Consider the following 19,666-nt stretch of genomic DNA (forward strand, 5'->3'; position numbering starts at 1 on the left):
AATCGTTGTTGATGAGTGTTTGATGAATACATATCTATCTGTAAGGCAATATATTACTTCCCTTATTCATCATTTCATCAAAATAATTAGATAGCGGTCAGTTGTTCTTTCGTTACCGTATAAAACCGACCAGTTTTCCTTTTCGGCTCATAGTGGCACTCACGATGGGGTGCGAACTCATAAGCGGTGTAGGATAGCGAATTGTGTGCAGAAGTAAGTTTCCATACTTCCTGCACAACTTTCCTCACTTGATACTTTTCAACCTTGACCTGTGAATAGAGTAGCAAGGTTACAAGGTCGTTCAGGCAGAATGATACGCTTTCCACGTTCATGTTCGACATGATGTCAAGCAACAACTCGGTCATTTCTATTTCCAGTCGGTTGCGGTTGCTTCGGATTATTTTCTGCAAGGCTGCGGTATGTGTCAGTCTTGGGTTGAACCACATACGGCTTTCCTGTGTTGTGGATAGTTCCCTTTGGGTCAGGAAATAAAGAAATGCGGGTATTTCCGCTTTTAGCTTTTGCAGAAAGTTGGTATCATCACTCTGCAACGGCATTATCTTCCGCACCCAGTAGCGTGTTTCTCCTGCGTCTATGAGTATAGGCAGATATTCGTTGTTGGAACATAGCACGAACTTGGCGAAGAAAGCAATCTCCGTTCGGTCTTTGCCTTTGGCTTCCACCTTGTAGGTGAAAGTGGTGCTCAGGTTTTTCAACCGTTCGCTGTCTTCCCTGCGGTTGAGCAAAACTTCGTCCACAACGATTAGTAGCTTTCCTGCCCAGTCGGAATTGAACTGGCTGCGGAAATCTTCGTTGGTGTTGAAAGTCACGTTGTTCTCAAACACGGCTTTCAGGAAGTTCAAGAACGTGCTTTTGCCTGTGTTGCGTTCTTCTGAAACAAGTAGGACAATAGGCAGCTTCTGTGTCGGCTGTAGATACAGCAGTTGCATATAGTCCATACCCAGCTCGTATTGTTCCCCGAAGATGTGCCGCATCAAGGATTGGATGTGGGAGAAGTCCCCCTGCTGCGGTTTATGCTCTATAGGCTCGTAAAGGTTCAGAAATCCCTCAATCTCCTTTTGGTAGTTCAAATGGTTGGGAACGGTGCAAAAGCCGTCATACTTGGGGACGGTGGCAAGATAATTCTTTCCATAGTCCTGCCGTAATGTGCTGTTGTTCCATACGACACGTTTCTTCTCATAACCGCCATTGGCGCATGGCTGATTGACCACCTTGTACAAAGTTGTTCCTACGCGCATATATTCTTCCTCCTTCATAGGCTTAGATTAAAGGATTGTGTTCACCTAAAATTCTCTGAATGTCGGATTGTCGGTATCTGACCTTGTTTCCAACCTTTACAGGCTTCAGATAGTTTTTCTTAGACCAGTGCCAGAGTGTGGTATCACAAACACCGCACATCTTTTTCACTTCCTCTTTGGTTAGATACTTCTCCTTTCTTGCTTCCGCAATGGCGGTAGAAAGTTCATGCTTCGCACGGCTGATTAACTGGTTGGAGAATAATAGCAAATCTTCTCCTGTTACTTCCAACTTGATGTTGCCGTTTCCGTTTTGGATAATTGCCAATATGTCTGTCATAGGCTTCTTGAAACTGCCGGTTGTAAGACTTCCCGTTTCGGCAGTATTATAAACGAAAAGCCACTACCCCGATTAGGATAGTGGCGCAAATATATAATGAAAATCAATCGTAAAACAATGATATTCAATTCGTTAAATTCGTAAAAACGAAAAGCGAATTAAACGAACTTCAATTGGATAGATAGGCTTTCAATTCCTCGATGGCTTCATGGTCTTCACCAATGTCTTTTACCAGTTTCTTGCTGTTTCCAAACGGAGAAGTGAGATTTCTGTATGCTTTCTGGATGCCTCTTTCGTGGACGATTTCTTGTTCCTTGAACTGCTCGTACAGTGCGTTTCTGAAAGTCTTGATGGGACACTTCCGCATGAATCGGTATTCCACCAGTGCGATAAACAGTCGTGCTATATCTGTTTCCGTAGCATGGGTTTTCAATCGTGTGCCAATTCTTTCAATCAGTATGTCATGCCTTTCTATCAGAAGTTCTGGCAACGTGCGTGTGTCGGCTTTGCGTCCTGCGGTCTTTGGCTGTTCTTCCTGCAGCATATCTGTTTCTTCCTCGTCCATGTCTTCATCTTCTTCTATTGCCCATTCCACGAGAGAGTTTTCCTCAATGGCTTTCTGTTGCTTCCTGAATACTTGCCAGTCCTCTTTGGTTCTCATGCCATTGGCGATGCTTTTTCTGATAATGAATTTGACCATGCCGGAAACAAGCCATTTGTATAAGGTGGGAATATCCTTTCTTTTGGTCAGTTCCTCACCCTGTTCCACCATGCACTCATAGCTTCGTCCGTAATAGAGCCATGCAAGCATGGCAGGAACAATACTTCTCTTGTTCGGGGTATGAAACTCATTCACTATCTTCTCGGCAAGGTCTGATTGTAAAAGAACATTTTCCAGTTCCTCGAAATCAGGGTTTCTATCATCGCCTATTCTCTTGCGTGCTGCTTCTTTATATTTCGGAACAAGCCTTACAGCCGTATTGAAAATATTGAAGAACCCTTTGAACTTCTTGTCGTTCATTTCTTCTACAAAATCGGCATATTCATTCGGATGGCTGTCGAGCCATTCCTTTATCAGTCTTTTGAAATTATCATATTCCTGTTGTCCCATACAAGTATCAGTCTAATAGTTTTACAAGGTCTTTCTTCATTTCTTCGTCAATATCCCTGTATCGTCTGAAAGCTTTGCTTCCCTCCTTGTGTCCCGACAGTGCGGAAACAAGGTTCGGGTCTTTCACTTTTTTATAGATATTGCCGATAAACGTACGTCTTGCCAGATGGCTGCTTGCCACTTCATAAATAGGTCGTTTGATTTCGTTGTGCGTCAACGGGTCTAAGATTGTTACGATGCGGTCAACTCCAGCTAATTTGAATATCTTTTTTATGGCATCATTGTACTTTTGCTCGGATATGAACGGCAACAGTTTTCCCTCATATTCTTTGTAGCGTTCAAGGATTTCTTTCGCTTTGTCGTTAAGTGGAACACGTACCGTAACCGGATTCCCCTCTTTGGTTTTCTTGGGAATATATTCTATGGCTTCATTGACCACATTTAGTTTGGTCATTCGGTACAGGTCGCTCACCCTGCATCCTATCAGTGTCTGAAATATGAATATATCCCTCTGTATTGCCAGTTGTGGGGTGGCAGAAAGGTCTGCATTAAAAATCCTGTCCCTTTCTTCGAGTGTTATATAATAAGGTGTACCATATGTACACTCCTCTATCGGAAACTTGTCGAAAGGTCTGTTTGTGGTGCGTTTGTTATCGAAGCACCACAGGAAGAATGTGCGTATTCTTGAAAAACAGTCTATCAGCGTGTTTTTGCTTCTGGGCTGTGGTGTCCTCTTTTCGGGAATGGCTTCATAAATGCTCGGGTAAAGTTCATAATACTGGTATTCGTTCTGAAAGAAATCCCACATATCCCGAAGCGTGTCAGGTGTTACCAAATCCACATCAAGGATAAAGCCCTTTTGTCCTCTCTTTGTAGCCCTTACATATAGTTCATAACGCAGTAAGGCTCTTTTGACAACCCGGAAATTTTTCTTTCGTACTTCCGACAAAGGGTGCTTGTTTAGAAATTCATCGAATAGTTCTCCAATGGTAGGCTTGATAACCACTTCCTCCGGCAAAAAATATTTTTCAGGATGGTAAAATTTATCAAGTGTTGTTTTTAGCCATTCTTTGTCTATTGCTTCCTTTTCTTGTTGATATACCTTCTCGATATAGGTTTTCAACTGGCGTATCTCTTCATTTATATGGGTACGCATTTCTTCATTGCAGACAGCTTTCGTTTTTACACATTCGTCTTTATCATCCCATAGATTGGGATTGATGGCTAACTGAGTAGGAGCAACGGAGTCTAACTGCCTTCCGTTTCTAAAACGGACATAGATTGTAGCCATGGATTCTGTATCATATCGTTTGGCTGCTTTTTTAATGATAAAGGTTACTTTCATAGACTTTCAGGTTGAATTTTACTCTGCTGCAAATATAAATATTTTCCCCACATTTTCCCCACATCTGCTAAATATTTTGCAATTCGATTAACTTGGATTAAAATTTAATAGGATTATAACATATTGAAATACAGTGTAATTGTGGCGTTTTTCCGCATTTTTCTTTTTACCCACATTTTCCCCACTTTAATTATTTCAAATGCGGGTCTGGGTACGAAATAAAGAAGCGGGGAAAGTTTTAATGCTTTTCCCGCTTTCTTTTTATACTTATCTTTTATGCCCTTTGCTCATGGGAACAGATATCTGGCAAGAGATAGAAGTACTGAATCAAGAATTTGTGAGGCTTGGTATCAGTCAGTCGGTAGACTATGAAAAGTACTACCTCTATTCGCTTATTACCCATTCTACTGCTATTGAGGGCTCTACACTTACCGAATTGGATACCCAGTTGCTTTTTGATGAGGGGGTAACAGCCAAAGGAAAGCCGTTGGTCTATCATCTGATGAATGAGGATTTGAAGAAGGCATACGAACTCGCCAAAGAAGAAAGTGCACAAAATGCGGAAATTACGCCTGTTTTCTTACAAAAATTGAATGCTGCTCTAATGCGTACTACTGGGAGTGTATATAATGTAATGGGCGGTTCTTTTGATTCTTCTAAAGGTGAATTTCGTTTGTGCGGCGTTACTGCTGGGGTGGGCGGGTGTTCTTATATGAGCTATCCTAAAGTTCCCGCTAAAGTAGAAGAACTTTGTTCTATATTGAGAGAAAAGCAAAAGAATATGGAAACATTTCGGGAACGATATGAATTGAGTTTCAATGCTCATCTCAATTTGGTAACCGTTCATCCGTGGGTAGATGGCAATGGGAGAACGGCTCGTTTGTTGATGAACTATATCCAGTTCTGCCATCATCTTTTTCCGACGAAAATCTTTAAAGAAGATAGGGGCGACTATATTCTTTCTTTGCGGCAGTCGCAAGAAGATGAGAACAGTCAGCCTTTCTTGGACTTTATGGCAGCGCAGCTGAAAAAATCATTTGCGTCAGAGATTGAGAAATACAATACTGGACGTAAAAAAGGTTTTAATCTCATGTTTTGAAAAGCGACGATTCCTTCCTGATAAGCTCATATAGGCATTAGCTGATTGTGCTGTATCATCCTTTTGTATTGGGTTATTCTCAAAATATTCTCTTCTCGGCATTAAATACAAAATAATGGGTGTAAAATGCAAATTTATTTCGTAGATACTGTTTTCGCATTTATTTTTTTCTAAATTTGCAGTAGCTGGAATCTTATCTAACTATTTAATTATTAAATGTTTGCCAATTATGACAAAACATGTTCCTCTTTTTTTACCTCTCGGAAGTATTCGGTTACTGACGATATTCTTCTCTTTTTGTATAATCTTTGTTCATCCGGCATTGGCTGACAAAATGGCTGAAAGCCCCGAACTTTTCGATACTGCTTTCACCTTGCAGGAAAGGCTTGATATTCCCGACGGGTTTGTTCAAAGAGAGATGGTCTATATTTCCATTCTTTTAGGTACATTGGTGCTGTGCCTCTTCTTTTTCTTCATGCAGAGGCGGATGAAGAAATTGAGGGAAAGGGACCGGGAGAGGTATCTGCAACTGTTGGAAGGCATTCTTGATAATCTTCCCATTGCGGCAAAAGTGAAGGATGTGAATGATGGGATGCGCTATACTTTTTGGAATAAAAAGGCAGAGGAACTCTTTGAATGTTCGGCCAGAGAGGCTATAGGCAAGACGGATTTTGAAACAATGCCAGAGGCTGCGGCTTTAATTAGGAAGGAGGATGAAGAGTTGGTCAAGACGGGGATTCCACAAGAAGGTATACGACGTTTTTTTACCAAGAAGAACGAGGAGCGGTTTACCTTCCAGAACAATAATTTTATAAAGCTTTCTGATGGTCGCAAGTGGATTGTTTATACTGCTTGGGACATTACTGATTTGAAAATCATGGAGCGCAAACTACGTCTGGCCAAAGAGGAGGCTGAGGAGTCCAACCGGATAAAATCGGCTTTCCTGGCCAATATGAGTCATGAGATACGTACTCCGCTCAATGCAATAGTTGGTTTTTCGAGTATTTTGGCCACGGAAGTGTCTGAGGAAGAACGGGTGGAGTATCTCGATATTATAGAGCGGAATAATGAACTGCTGTTGCAGCTCATCAATGACATTCTGGATTTGTCGAAGATAGAAGCCGGTACATTGGAGTATGTCTATGCTAACGTGGATATCAATAAAATGGTGTCCGAGATAGAGCAGGCTACAAGTATCAGGCTGACCAATAAAGACGTGCGTCTGGTCACGGTTACGCCATTGCCCGGTTTGCTGCTGTATACCGATCAGCGCAGAATTACTCAGGTATTCAATAACTTCATCAGTAATGCGCTGAAGTTTACTGCTGCCGGTAGCATTACCATTGGTTACGGAATGCCCGAAAATAGCTATATCCGTTTTTATGTCACCGATACCGGGACGGGGATATCATCTGAGAATGCGCAGGGGATTTTTAACCGCTTTGTGAAGCTGGATTCCTTTAAGCAAGGTACCGGACTGGGACTGGCCATTTCGCAAAACATTGTGAAGGAACTGAAAGGAGAGATAGGGGTGGAGTCACAGTTGAGCAAGGGCTCCACTTTCTGGTTCACGTTGCCTTTTTATAAGATGGACGCGCACCGTTCTATCTTTCCTTGATGCTGCAAGCTCAATCCAATGAAGGGACATCGATTGTCTGGCTTTCCTCGTTCCAGTTGTCAAGGGTGAATTCTCCGGATGATTCTTCGGAAAAGATGTCTCCCAGAGTGAGGGTCAGGGTCAGTTTGGAGTTTGCTTCCAAAGGTCCGTTCAATGTTTGCTTGAAACTTTTCACGTTTCCATTTTTCAGTATGATGCTCATCTGGAATTCCGGTTTCCCGAAAGAAGGGAAGAGCATGACGGTGGCGTTGCTCATTTGTGTACCGTCGACGGAACGGACCAGAGGGAAGGCTACTGTGCGTGGGCTTCCTTGAGGAGCGGCGGTGTAGAAATTCAGTTCTCCAGCAATATTGGTGATGCGCACCACCATGCTGTCGATGCTCGAACTGAGGATGCCGTTGTTCTTGTCCTTGATGATTACTTTCAGCCCGGTCACTACCCGTTTGAGAGATGCTTTCAGGTCCTCACTTCCAATGTTGGCAGGCTGGACGGCGTGTACCAGGTCGAATACCGGATAATAGGTTGTGTCCGCTTCCATTTTGAATAGGGAGAAGTGTTGCTGGGACATGTCTTCGCCTAAGATGTAGACCGGGTCCCTCATGAGAGGATGTGCATAAATCGGCTCCTCGTATTTAGGGGTTCCCCAATAAATCATGTTATAGGGACCTGCGGGTAAGGATAACTCTCGATTGACGCCATCGTTATAGAAAGCTCCGTCTTTAACTTGGTAGTAACCGTAAAAAGGTGTCAGCTTCCGGTTTATGTAGTTTCCATAATAAATAGAGGTGCCCGCCTTGCAGGGCATGATGGTCAGTATACCGGTCAGCGGGCTTTGTCCGCTTTCTGTGGACACGTCCATCAAAAGTCGTGGCGATACCAACTCACTGCTTTTTTCTATCTGGGGCAGATTGTCATCGGCGCAGCTTGCCACGATTGCGGCAAGTACTGCAAATACTACTAATTTTTTCATTATCTGTTAAGCTTTAGGTTGTTCTTCCTTGAGAACGTTTTTAGAAAGAAATGGTTCTTTGTACTCCGGAGAAAGTATATTGGGGATGGAAAAGTGAGGTGAAACCAATCCCGGCATTGAGGGGAATGGAAAGAATAACCCCTCTTCAAAAGGCTTAGAGAAGGGATGGAAAACAAATTATACCTTTTTTAGTAACATTTTAGAAGCCTTGATTAACGAAATCATATACTCTTCATAACAATTTCTCGACACTCTTTTTCTTGTTCCTTCATACATTTGCATCCGAGTTCTTTGGTATTAATTGAAGAACACAATGAATCTTTGATATTAACCATTAAATAATGTACAATGAGAAAAACATTCTTGGAAAAGTGCATAAATCTGCGTTTATGCCGTGTTGCATTGGTACTTTTGTTTCTTGTACCTGCAATCAGTAGCCTGCAGGCTAATCCTTCTCAAAACAAGACCATTTCGGGTGTTGTGACATCGGCTACGGATAGTGAGCCGTTGATAGGTGTCAGCGTGCAGGTGAGAGAAACCGCTACGGGTGGAATTACCGACATTGATGGCCGGTATTCGGTAAGTGCCCAACAAGGACAGACACTGGTGTTTTCTTACATCGGTTATCAATCACAGGAAATCAAGGTAGGTACTTCTTCCGTCATCAATGTGGTGCTGAAGGAGGACACGGAAATGTTGGATGAAGTGGTTGTAGTGGGCTATGGTGTCCAGAAGAAGAAATTGGTGACGGGTGCCACTGTTCAGGTGAAGGGTGACGAAATAGCCAAGATGAATACAACCAATCCCTTGCAGGCTATGCAGGGACAGACACCGGGTGTAAGTATTGCTTCGACTTCCGGTCAACCGGGTGCTGACATGAAAGTGAGTATCCGTGGTCTTGGTACCGTGGGAAATAGTGCTCCTCTTTATCTGATTGATGGTGTGGGTGGTGATATTTCTACTTTGAATCCTGCCGATATTGAAAGTATAGATGTACTGAAAGATGCGGCTAGTGCGGCTATCTACGGTTCGGCCGGTGCTAATGGTGTAGTGCTTATTACTACCAAGCAAGGGCGCGAAGGTAAAGCGCAGATTAGTTTCGATGCTTATTATGGAATACAGAATGTAGCTCGTAAGGCTAATATGCTGAATGCAAAAGAGTATATGGCCATTATGGATGAGCAGGCTTTGAATAGCGGACTTTCGGCTTACGATTGGAGCCAATACCAGTCTATTTACGATGCCAATGGCAATGTGTATGATACGGATTGGGTAGATACTATGTTCAAAGATAATGCCACAACGGAGAGCTATACGCTGGGTGTCACTGGTGGAAGCGCAACTTCCACTTATGCCCTTTCGTTAGGATATATGAGTCAGGAAGGTATTGTCGGCGGTTCGGATGTGTCTAACTATTCGCGTTACAATTTCCGTGTGAACAGCGAGCACAAACTTTTCAAGGATATTTTGAAAGTGGGCGAGCAGGTGAGTTTTGTATATAAGATGAATAACGGTATCAGTGTAGGCAACCAATATAATAATACCTTACGCGGTGCATTCGGAACATCGCCTATCGCTCCTGTCTATAGCGATAATAATCTTTATGATTCGCCTTACAATGACACCAGTACCAGTGACTGGAATAAAGGTGATGGAAACCCTTATGGTTTAATGATGACCGACAGCAACAATGAGAACAAAACGGCTACTTTTTCCGGTAATGTTTATGCTGAATTGCAGCCTGTCAAGAATTTGAAGATAAAGTCTGTATTCGGTGTGGTTTATGGTTCCAGCGAATACCGTAGTTTCAAGCCTCTCTACAAGTTCAGCCAATATATATATAATGAAGAACGTACTACCGTATCTCAAAATGCCAATCACTCTTTGGGTATGACATGGACCAATACGGCTTCTTATGACTGGACTATGGGAGAACATTCGTTCAACGCCTTGCTGGGTATGGAAGCCTATCGTTACGAGGGCACTTATATCGAAGCTAAAAATGGTATGTTGAAAGAAGGTTTTGATGATTGGGAGCATGCTTTTGTGGGCAACGGAACGGCCTCCGATTCGACCAACGGCTTGGGTGCCAGTGGCAATCCGCATACCGAGAGCCGCAAGGTGTCCTATTTCGGCCGATTGGGTTGGAACTGGAAAGAAACTTATATGGTCAATGCTACTTTGCGTGCAGACGGTTCGAGCAACTTTGCCAAAGGCAACCGTTTTGGTTACTTCCCTTCGGTATCGGCAGGATGGACCATTACTAACGAAAAATTCATGGAAAGTACGCAAAACTGGCTCGACTTCCTGAAAATACGTGCCAGCTGGGGACAAGTGGGTAATGCCAACATTGACGCATTCCAATATCTGGCTCCTATCAAGAGTACCAATACACACTATCTTTTCGGCAGCGGTTACGGCGACTCGGATGCTGCGGCACAGCTCGGAACCAACTGGGGAGCTTACCCTAGTCGTCTGGCTAATGCTGACATCAAGTGGGAGACTTCACAGCAGACCAATATCGGTCTTGATGCCCGATTCCTCAACAGTCGCCTGGGTGTTAATTTCGATTTCTACATTAAAGATACTAAAGACTGGCTCGTGGTGGCTCCTATTCTTGCTACTGCCGGAGCAGGTGCTCCTTATATTAATGGCGGTGGAGTGAAAAACACCGGTGTGGAACTCAATCTTACTTGGAATGACCAAATAGGCAAAGACTTTAGTTACAATATCGGTATCAACGGTGCCTACAATAAGAATAAGGTCGGAGAGATTCCTAACGACGATGGTATCATTCATGGCTCTACCAACCAGTTGTATGACAATACTCCTGAATTCTATCGTGCCGAGAATGGTAAGCCTATCGGTTATTTCTATGGTTTCAAGACAGCAGGCATATTCCAAAACAATCAAGAAATAGAGGATTGGATTAAGGCTGGTAACGGTGTGCTGCAAGCTGACGTACAACCAGGTGACGTGAAGTTTGTGGACATCAACCATGACGGACGGGTGAACGAGCTTGACAAGACCGATCTTGGTAACGGTATTCCTGATTTCACTATGGGCTTCAATCTCGGTTTCAACTGGAAAGGACTTGATTTCTCTGTAGTGGCCAACGGTGCTTTCGGACAGCAGATTGTCCAGAGCTATCGTAACCATACCTCCAAGCAAGCCAATTATACTACTGCAATTTTAGGACGTTGGACAGGAGAGGGAACCAGCAATCGCATACCTCGTGTCACAGACCAGAATCTCAACTGGCAGTTCTCAGACCTCTATGTGCAGGATGGTGATTACCTGCGAATCAGTAACATTACTTTGGGCTACGACTTTGCCAAGCTACTGAGATGTAAGGTCATCAGCCAGTGCCGTATCTATGCTCAGGTACAGAATGCGTTCACATTTACCAAATATGACGGCATGGATCCGGAAATAGGTTATGGTCCCGAAGGAGATAACGGACAAGGTTGGGTATCGGGCGTTGATTTAGGTTATTACCCCCGTCCCCGTACCGTATTGTTTGGTGTTAACTTGAAATTTTAAAATATAGACTGATATGAAGAAAAACAAAAATATATTTATGGCAAGTGTCCTGCTCCTGAGTTTGGGACTGGCTTCGTGTACCGACAGTTTTCTCGATGTTACGTCGAAGACTGAATCTTCAACCGGTACATTCTATAAGACTGAAAAAGATGCTTATCGTGCTCTGATAGGTTGTTATGATGGTTGGCGCCAGACTTCATCAGCCATGATGGTAGGGTTTTATATGGCTTCCGAGGTGATGAGTGCCGAGTGTTTTGGCGCTACCGGAAATGCCGATGGACGTGGCTATCAGGCCATTGACCGTTTTGACATCTCCCAATCGCCGGCTGACCTCAACCTATACGAAGGTGACTGGAAAAATTATTATGCGGGCGTCTATCGTTGCAACGAGCTGATAGCTCATGAAGAGCAGATTGTATGGAATGAATCGGATAGCAAACGTGGTATCTATATGGGCGAATGTCGTACGTTGCGTGCATTGCTTTATCTGGATATGGTTCGTTTATGGGGGAATATCCCACTCTTTCTGGAACCGGTAAACGAAAATCGCGCTCCTTCACCTGCCAAAGAGGTGTTCAGTGCCATATTTACTGACTTAAAATATGCTATCGAGAATATTCCCGGTGACGCTTATCCCAAGGCCGACTATACCAAGAACGACGGACATATTACAAAATATGCCGCCGAGGCTTTGCTGGCACGTGCCTATCTTTTCTATACCGGATATTACGGTGAAGAACCTGCAGAGGTGACTCGTGCCGAAGCTTTGGCTGCTGTAGAAGACGTAATCGCTTCAGGAGAATATGGTTTGGTACCGCAATTCAAGAATTTATGGCCGGCTTCTTCTGCAAAAGTGGCCGAAAAAGGAGACTATGAAACTTTGAAGGGTACATATGCCGGTGATGGAAACAAGGAAACCATTCTTGCGTTGAAATTTACCGCTACTCAGGATTATAACGGGAATAATGACTCCAACCGTTGGCAGGTGATGTTGGGTATGCGCCAGCTTAATGCTGCTCCCTATTGCAAGGGATGGGGCGCATTGACGGTAAATCCTGATTTTGTGGAAGCGTTTCCCACTGGTGACCTCCGCCGTTCGGCTTCTATCATTGATTTGGTAGGGGAAGGAATCACCGGTTCGGCCGACTTTACCACCAGTTTTAATGACTGGCGTGAATATACCGGCTATGCTGTGAAGAAGTATGCTCCCCTTTGCTATGCCGATGGAAGCCATGCCGGTAAGCAGGATGGTAGCGGTGACTTCCAGACACAGAACCGCCAAGACTACGTTATTATCCGTTATGCCGACGTATTGTTGATGGCCGCAGAACTGGGTAGCCCCAATGCGCAAACTTATTTCGACCAAGTGCGTAAGCGTGCTTATCAGGTTGATGACAACGGAACAGTATCGGCCAACTATCAAGCTAAGAGTGTGTCTCAACAAGCTATTATGGAAGAACGTCGTCTTGAATTTGCTTTTGAAAGCATTAATTATTGGGATCTCCTGCGTCAAGGTATAGACGTGGCAGCCGAGAAGCTCGCCTTGAATGGTGTCAAGGTGAAGAGTGGAGGCGCTGATGATGCAATAACCATACGGGCCGACCGTGTGAAAGCCACCAAAGGCTTGAGCCAGATTCCTTATAATCAAATTAACCTTTCACAGAGTGTACTTGTGCAGAATCCCGGATGGTGAGTACCATTAATAGAGTAAATAAAAAATAAAAACAATAAGATATGAGACTTAAATCATTCTTTTCCATATTGGCAGGAGCGGCTTTGATATTTTCCGCTTGCTCGCCCGAAGAGTACGAGATGGGGGCAAAAACCTATGTTTCCGATGATTTGGTGGAAGGTATCGCCTATACGGTGACCCCTGATGCCAATGATCCTAATACGATTCATCTGACTTCGCTCATCAAGGGAGCCACTCCCTTGTGGGTCACTCCAAGCGGTCCTTCTCAAAAGACCACTCTTGACTTGGCACTTCCTTTTGCCGGAGAATATAGCGTGACTTTCGGCGCTTCCACACCGGCAGGTCCGGTATATGGCGAACCATATACCTTCAAGGTAGAGACCAATAACTTTGCCATGCTCGAAGACCCTATCTGGGCTAACCTTGCAGGTGGAGTGGGCAAGAGCCGTAAGTGGGTTCCCATTGACAAGAACTTTGGTATTGGCCGTTGTTCGGGACCGGTGATGTACATGAGCCACACTGATGTGAAAAATGATGGAAGCAATATTACCGACCTTATGATTGGTAGCGCTAATTGGGCTCCCAACTGGGATCCGGGTATCCAATCGTGGCTCATTCCGGCAGACGACCCCTATTTCCAGTCGTACATCACTTTCGGCCTGGATGCTGTGAAAGGCTGTACGGTGGAACTTCATCGGGTGGCTGCTTCGGGCACGACGGATGCCACCGGAACTTTCAACTTGAATGTGTCTGACCCGAAACGCCCTGTCATATCTTTCTATGGCGGTACCTATTCATTGCATAACGAGGGTTTTGATGATGTCTGTTCCAACTATACCAACGACATCAAGATTATAGAATGTACTCCTTATCTGCTGCAGGTAGCTACGATGCGTACCAATAGCGAAGGTCCGTGGTGGCTGGTGTGGAACTTCATTTCCGAAGAGGCTTATAATGACCCCAGTATCATACCGACTGAAGATCCGGGTTTGCTTCAGCCTGCCGAAGTACAACAGCCTGCCATTGAAGATTTGGCAACCAAACTGTTCACTACTGAAATCAACGGTGTCACCTATGTGGGCAATGAGGCACGCTTCCTCATCAATGATGAAGAACCTTATGACTGGACATGGTGGAATGGTGGCTCTGCTGCTTGGGAAAGCGTAGTGAAGGGACAGTACGGTTCTTCATGGGCACCTGTGGCCGATGCTTCCATTGCCGACTATGAGCTGGTATTGAGCAGCACGGCCGATGGCTACAAATGGGATGACGGTACCAATGCCGGTAAGCTTGCCATTGAAGACGGCAAATTGAAATTTATGGATGCCGACGGCAATCCGGTTGAGATAACCGTCCTCACCGCTACCGGTGATAAGCGCACGGTGGAAGTGAAGGGAAGCGAGTTTACCGTAATGGCTTGCGATGTCACCAGCTCTTTCCAGATGGGTGTGCCTGCAACGACCAATGACAAGGGAGCCGTGGATTCTTATCTTTGTGCCAACCTCAACTACAAACCTATCGCTACCGGACCTACCGGGCCTACTGAAATCAAGGTAGACAACAGCAAGGTACAAATTCTTTTCGGTGACGGAAATCCCGATCGTTTGCGCTTGCAGTTCTACAATCCTTGGGGCGGTGGTGACGCGGGATGGCCGATCGACATCACGAAGGTGAAGTTGAAAAAGAACCAGACGCTGAAGATACAGTACAAAGTGCTGAGTGGAATCACTTGGAACGAGGGCGCGACTCCTAAGACCGTGATTATGGACAATAACATCGGAAATGCTTGGGAAGATGACTGCTACAACCTGGCTCATGCCGTGGCCTTTGATACTGCCGAAGGAGCTGTACAGACTGTGTCCGTGACCAATACCACCGGTGCCACTGTGACTTACGAAGGAAGCAGTTGTATCTGTATCGGTATCCAGAATAAGGGACTTGCTACTGTGGCTGCCACCGAAGACGGACAGCCGGATGTGAAGGTTGAGATAATTTCGATGACCATTGAATAACCACTTAAATGAATTTAGTATATATGAAGACAAAGATATATTTAGGAATACTTTCACTTGTACTGGGTCTTTCGCTGGCTTCGTGCAGTGAAGATGACGACTATACTATCCACACCACCCCGATTCTGAACGAATCGTCGGTGGTGACGGGGTCGTCCGATGTGACCGCCACTACCGCTACACTCCATGCCACGCTCTCCGGGTTGGATGGCATGGATGCCGGAAGCTATAAGACCGGCTTCTTCTATGGTTTTGCGCAAGACAACCTGCCCGAGGACGTGCAGGCTGCTTATGACGGCAGCGCCTTCAGTGCTCAGTTGAACGGGTTGAACAATAACTCTACGCTCTATTATCAGGCTTATGTATGCTTGCAGGGTAAGGTGTATTACAAAGGTGAGGTGAAAAGCTTGCTCACCACCGATGCCAAGGTGGCTACTGCCGATGCCGCATCTGTCGACTTCGCCTCGGCTGTATTGGGTGGGACATTGACCGATGCTACGGCCGATGCTACTTGTGGTGTTGTTATCTCTACTTCATCCGATGTAGAAGCGGTTCGTGCAGGCCTTATAGTGAAGAGTGAGGAACTTAAGGACAGCTATTCATTCGTCCATGAAGGGTTGGTGCCCGAAACGCAATACTATTATGCGGCTTACCTCAATCTGGGTAGCGGCATTGTGTATGGTGAGGTGAAGAGCTTCACTACTCCTGCCTATGACTTCGATCTCGACAATGACCTTGTCGACCTGGGACTCTCCGTGAAGTGGGCTCGCTTCAATGTGGGTGCCAAGAGCGAGACTGGACTGGGTGGCCTTTTCGGATTCGGTGACCTGACCGGATGCAACAATAGCATCGACCCTGCCGACTATGCTTCGGCCGATACTTATAAAACGGCTTCCGACTTGGCTTTCCGTGCATTTCAAGGGCGTGCCACACTGCCTACTGCCGATGATTTCGAGGAACTCTTCACGTTGTGCCAGAAAGAGTGGACTGAGCAGAATGGAGTGACAGGTTTCAAGTTCACCGGTCCTAATGGTAATTCCATCTTCCTGCCTGCAGCCGGTACGCGTGTGGCAAACGATGTGACGGCGCTGGGTACTGAAGGATATTACCTCACCGGTACTGTCAACTCTTCCAATACAGAATTTGCGGTAGGTTACCAGTTTGCAGCTTCTGTCAATCACCGTATCACTGCCGCAGTTTATCAAGGTATGGCTGTACGCGCTGTTTCCACAGCCAAGAACGTACCGTTCAACAAGGCTCTGCTCTATCAGAAGTGGTATCTTGACAATGGCCAGGACGGTAAGCAGCACGTGTTTGAAGGACCTTTCACGCAGTGGGGTGTTACGGACAACTGGAGCACAGTTTCCAACGGACAACCCAACATTGAACAGCAGATTCATTGGGAGATGGGTACAGATAATGGCTGGATAGGTTATACCTACGGAAAGGACTACGGCTATATGGAACTCAAGGAAGACGGTACGGTGAACATTCATCGCATTGCCGAAGACGGCACCGTGACCGATGAAACCGGTAAGTTTACGATTGACGAGGCGAATAAAGTGATTGACATCGACATAGATGTGCTTTGTGCCAATACTTGGATTGGCACGAAGAGTGGTAAGCTGAACATTCTGTCGTTGACTGCCGACGGCTTGCAGATTGCCCTGCCCGATGGCGACTATGGCTATTCGTTGAACTATTACAGCCAGGCCAAGGCCGATGCCGATGCGCAGGTTCCTGTATTGCTCAATATCGCCGATTCATCATGGGCAGGAAGTTGGGATGCACTGCTTGTAGCCATTTCACCCGAAGACTTGGCTGGACAGCACACGTTTGTTTTCGAGGGAGCTTGTACCGATGCCATGGTGTTTACGCTTGACTTTGCCGGTATGGCGAAGCGCTATCCCAATTCGTTTGTACGCATTGACGAGATTAAGCTGGACGGTACTTCCATTCGGTTTGATGCCAACCGCTTCTATTATGGCGACATTGAAGGAAACGGTAAGTACCGTGTTCAGTTGTTCAATGCTTATGGGGCTGGTTCTGTAGGCAATGCAGTTCCCCTCAGTCCGTTCAGCAATGTAGAAAATCAAGGTACCGAGCCTGCCATCCATTTCAAGGAGAAGCTTGAGATTGTCTGCACCGTCATTACCGACGGTACCGGTGCAGGTATTTATACGCCCAATCTGGTTACTGTCAATCCGGATTGGGGAAGTGCATGGGGATATAACGCAGGAGCTGCGTTCGAGGTGAAATACGAGAACTTCCAGTACAGCCTTGTGGCTTCTCAATTCGACATTAAGTACGAATCTGCCGACTATGCGGCAGGTTCCATCATGACCTTCGTTGAAGTGGCTGACATCTACAAGTATTTCCCCGGTTTGCATGCCACGCTTGACAACCTCTATCTGGATGGCAAGGAAGTGACATTTGATGCATCCAAAGTGCTCGATGCCAATGAATCCCCGAAGTATCGTCTGGAACTTTGGAATTGCTATGGGGCAACAAAGGATAAAGGGTGCGCTTTCGGTACTCCTGATGGTGATGTTATCAAGGAACTTGGTTTCAGCAGTTCTATGGAAGTGAAGTTCACGTTCCACACTCTTTTCTCTGTTCCTGAATGGTAAGAGGGATAGACGGAAATATACTGGTTAGATAGGAAATCCGGGATGCAGGCCATCCCGGATTTTTTGTTTTGCCCTCACCGGTGTGCATCGTTCTGATATAGATTGAAGAACCATAGAGAGAATAAAATAAAGGAGGTGGTCCGTAAGGCGGCGCTTTGATAGCTCTTTGCCTTGTACTTTGTTCGGACGGGATGGGTACTTATTGCGATAAACATAGTGATTTTATGGTATCTCCACTAAAGTGGTCCGCCTTGTTCATAGTAGTGAACAAATCAGCCCACTTAGGTGAACAAACTTGTTCACCTAAGTGGGCCGTTCATGAATCTTTGTACTGAACCGGACAGACAAAAGGGCGGAAGCGGAGAAAAGCAGGGGCTTTCTCTAAGATTGGCTGCTATTTTCCTTCGTAATCAAAGTATTCAAAGTCTGCATATGCTTTTGAGGTTTGAGAACCGGAGATGGCATACAATCCCAGCATGATTCCCGTAAAGCCACCGGCAGTTTCTGTACTGATATAGCGCGTATTCATTCGGCCCAGTTCTTTAAAGTCCTTTCCGTTTGTGGCATACTCGAACGAATAGATTTCGTTGCTGCCTTTTACACGGAGTTGTACTTTCCCCTGGGGCAGAATAACTTCCTTTTCCGTATGGGTCAATTCATTCAATTGGTAGCGCAATACTACAGCTTGTTTCCCGTCTGCCAATTGCTTGACAAATAAATCGTAATGGGACGGTTCGAACATGTAGACCGTCAGGCCGGCTTCGTCGCCACTGGCGGCTTTTTTCAGTTGCATGGAAGTGGTGGCTGTGAAGTCGATATGTTCTTGCCGGCGGCCGACAAAAGTAGGACTGCCTTTCCCGTTGTTCAGGTTTACGGAGGTTGCTTTCAGACGGAGGTTACCGGAAGCAAAGGTATAGTTTTCCGGATGATAGTTTCTGATATGAACCCATTCGGGACCTAATTTGCCGTTTTTGAAATCGGTGCGTGCAGGCTTGGGGGCAAGAGGATGTTGCGGTAGGGTTGGCACATCCATTTGCAGGGCTATTGTACCATCTCCGTTTACTACCGGCCAGGCATTCTTGTCCCAGCGCACGGGAGCAAGGAACGTTTCGCGTCCCAGCAGGTGATGGTTGCCGCTTTGCGGACGGAAAGCGAGACACACCATCCACCACGAACCGTCAGGGGCTTGTATCAGGTCGGCATGGCCGGTTCCTTGTATCGGGCTGTTTTGTGCATTCTTGTTGATGTGGGTCAGGATGGGATTGGCGGGGTTCTCTTCGTACGGGCCGTCTATATCGCGGCTACGGGCTATTGTCACTTTGTGGCCGTATTCCGTGCCGCCTTCGGAAATCAGCAGATAATACCAGCCGTCTTTCTTGTAAATGTGCGGTCCTTCAGGGTGCCGTCCGCCCGTGCCGTTCCAGATGCGTTTGGACTCGTTGAGTTGTTCGCCGGTTTTGGGGTTGATTTCGCACAGATAGATACCTACGCCCGGATTGCTGACAAGGTAACACTTGTCGTCTTCAAAATAGAGGGACGGGTCTATACCGCCTTGCTTGAGCCATACGGGTTCTGACCATTCGCCACGCGGGTCGGTAGTGTGTACAAGGAAGTTGCCTTTGTCGGACACGTTGGTGGTAATCATGTAGAATGTACCGTCGTTGTAGCGGATGGTGGGTGCATAGATTCCTCCCCACGGGCCGGCGTCGTGAAGCGGCAGTTGTGAGGGGCGCGTCAGGCAGTGTCCGATTTGTTCCCAGTTGATGAGGTCTTTGCTGTGGAACAACGGTACGCCCGGAAAATATTGGAAACTACTGTTGACCAGATAAAAGTCATCTCCTGCGCGGCAGACACTCGGGTCGGGATGGAAACCGGGAATAACGGGATTTTGATAACCTTGCCGGTTTTGTGAAAAGCAGGACAGGCTGAGCGCCAGTCCTAAAAATAACATCATCTTTTTTCTCATAAGTACATTGTATTTTAAATAGTTTATCAGATATACGAATCAGTAGTTGAAGGAAGTATTTATACGCAAAAATAAAGTATTCC

At 45.7% G+C, this 19,666-nt stretch carries 12 protein-coding genes; 6 read left to right on the forward strand and 6 right to left on the reverse strand.

The window, feature by feature from the left end:
* Window positions 1-86: 86 nt before the first annotated feature.
* From NQ510_RS06025 to NQ510_RS06040, 4 genes are all read right to left on the reverse strand, one after another.
* On the reverse strand, window positions 87-1,277 hold the full coding sequence (locus tag NQ510_RS06025; protein ID WP_004291344.1) for a primase-helicase family protein: 1,191 nt from the start codon (window positions 1,275-1,277) through the stop codon (window positions 87-89).
* A 4-nt stretch (window positions 1,278-1,281) separates the two neighbouring features.
* Window positions 1,282-1,596, reverse strand: coding sequence for a helix-turn-helix transcriptional regulator (locus NQ510_RS06030; protein WP_004291341.1), 315 nt, complete (start codon window positions 1,594-1,596; stop codon window positions 1,282-1,284).
* A 169-nt stretch (window positions 1,597-1,765) separates the two neighbouring features.
* On the reverse strand, window positions 1,766-2,707 hold the full coding sequence (locus NQ510_RS06035) for a DUF6043 family protein (RefSeq protein ID WP_004291334.1): 942 nt from the start codon (window positions 2,705-2,707) through the stop codon (window positions 1,766-1,768).
* Window positions 2,708-2,714: 7 nt separating this feature from the next.
* On the reverse strand, window positions 2,715-4,052 hold the full coding sequence (locus NQ510_RS06040) for a site-specific integrase (protein ID WP_004291332.1): 1,338 nt from the start codon (window positions 4,050-4,052) through the stop codon (window positions 2,715-2,717).
* Between the two features lie 289 nt (window positions 4,053-4,341).
* On the opposite strand from NQ510_RS06040, the gene NQ510_RS06045 reads away from it, so the two are divergent.
* A complete protein-coding gene (locus tag NQ510_RS06045; RefSeq protein WP_034525383.1) occupies window positions 4,342-5,151 on the forward strand; it encodes a Fic family protein in 810 nt (269 codons plus the stop codon).
* Window positions 5,152-5,380: 229 nt separating this feature from the next.
* Complete coding sequence (locus NQ510_RS06050; RefSeq protein ID WP_005824402.1) at window positions 5,381-6,769, forward strand: PAS domain-containing sensor histidine kinase; 1,389 nt, start codon at window positions 5,381-5,383, stop codon at window positions 6,767-6,769.
* A gap of 10 nt (window positions 6,770-6,779) precedes the next feature.
* On the opposite strand, the gene NQ510_RS06055 is transcribed toward NQ510_RS06050, so the two are convergent.
* Entirely contained in the window at window positions 6,780-7,739 is a 960-nt protein-coding gene (locus NQ510_RS06055) for a FimB/Mfa2 family fimbrial subunit (RefSeq protein WP_005824403.1), read from the reverse strand.
* 348 nt (window positions 7,740-8,087) lie between these two features.
* Here NQ510_RS06055 and NQ510_RS06060 point away from each other — a divergent pair, with 348 nt between their 5' ends.
* From NQ510_RS06060 to NQ510_RS06075, 4 genes are read left to right on the forward strand one after another with little or no spacing between them, the layout of a single operon-like run.
* On the forward strand, window positions 8,088-11,282 hold the full coding sequence (locus tag NQ510_RS06060) for a SusC/RagA family TonB-linked outer membrane protein (RefSeq protein ID WP_005824407.1): 3,195 nt from the start codon (window positions 8,088-8,090) through the stop codon (window positions 11,280-11,282).
* A 13-nt stretch (window positions 11,283-11,295) separates the two neighbouring features.
* Window positions 11,296-12,975 (forward strand): RagB/SusD family nutrient uptake outer membrane protein, encoded by a 1,680-nt coding sequence (locus tag NQ510_RS06065; RefSeq protein WP_005824409.1) that lies wholly within the window; start codon window positions 11,296-11,298, stop codon window positions 12,973-12,975.
* A gap of 41 nt (window positions 12,976-13,016) precedes the next feature.
* Window positions 13,017-14,987, forward strand: a complete 1,971-nt coding sequence (locus NQ510_RS06070; protein ID WP_005824411.1) for a hypothetical protein — start codon at window positions 13,017-13,019, stop codon at window positions 14,985-14,987.
* Between the two features lie 8 nt (window positions 14,988-14,995).
* A complete protein-coding gene (locus NQ510_RS06075) occupies window positions 14,996-17,617 on the forward strand; it encodes a hypothetical protein (protein ID WP_005824413.1) in 2,622 nt (873 codons plus the stop codon).
* 394 nt (window positions 17,618-18,011) lie between these two features.
* Here the strand turns inward: NQ510_RS06075 and NQ510_RS06080 are convergent, their stop codons facing one another.
* Entirely contained in the window at window positions 18,012-19,583 is a 1,572-nt protein-coding gene (locus NQ510_RS06080) for a glycoside hydrolase family 43 protein (protein WP_005824415.1), read from the reverse strand.
* Between the last annotated feature and the right edge of the window lie 83 nt (window positions 19,584-19,666).

Origin of the sequence: Bacteroides uniformis (genome assembly GCF_025147485.1) — a bacterium.
Taxonomy (GTDB): Bacteria; Bacteroidota; Bacteroidia; order Bacteroidales; family Bacteroidaceae; genus Bacteroides; species Bacteroides uniformis.

Excerpts from the sequence above, each read along its gene's own strand:
- NQ510_RS06070 (WP_005824411.1), top strand. The coding sequence starts at position 13,017 with ATGAGACTTAAATCATTCTTTTCCATATTGGCAGGAGCGGCTTTGATA.
- NQ510_RS06035 (WP_004291334.1), bottom strand. The coding sequence starts at position 2,707 with ATGGGACAACAGGAATATGATAATTTCAAAAGACTGATAAAGGAATGG.
- NQ510_RS06075 (WP_005824413.1), top strand. The coding sequence starts at position 14,996 with ATGAATTTAGTATATATGAAGACAAAGATATATTTAGGAATACTTTCA.
- NQ510_RS06060 (WP_005824407.1), top strand. The coding sequence starts at position 8,088 with ATGAGAAAAACATTCTTGGAAAAGTGCATAAATCTGCGTTTATGCCGT.
- NQ510_RS06045 (WP_034525383.1), top strand. The coding sequence starts at position 4,342 with ATGGGAACAGATATCTGGCAAGAGATAGAAGTACTGAATCAAGAATTT.
- NQ510_RS06065 (WP_005824409.1), top strand. The coding sequence starts at position 11,296 with ATGAAGAAAAACAAAAATATATTTATGGCAAGTGTCCTGCTCCTGAGT.
- NQ510_RS06050 (WP_005824402.1), top strand. The coding sequence starts at position 5,381 with ATGACAAAACATGTTCCTCTTTTTTTACCTCTCGGAAGTATTCGGTTA.
- NQ510_RS06040 (WP_004291332.1), bottom strand. The coding sequence starts at position 4,052 with ATGAAAGTAACCTTTATCATTAAAAAAGCAGCCAAACGATATGATACA.
- NQ510_RS06080 (WP_005824415.1), bottom strand. The coding sequence starts at position 19,583 with ATGAGAAAAAAGATGATGTTATTTTTAGGACTGGCGCTCAGCCTGTCC.
- NQ510_RS06030 (WP_004291341.1), bottom strand. The coding sequence starts at position 1,596 with ATGACAGACATATTGGCAATTATCCAAAACGGAAACGGCAACATCAAG.
- NQ510_RS06025 (WP_004291344.1), bottom strand. The coding sequence starts at position 1,277 with ATGAAGGAGGAAGAATATATGCGCGTAGGAACAACTTTGTACAAGGTG.
- NQ510_RS06055 (WP_005824403.1), bottom strand. The coding sequence starts at position 7,739 with ATGAAAAAATTAGTAGTATTTGCAGTACTTGCCGCAATCGTGGCAAGC.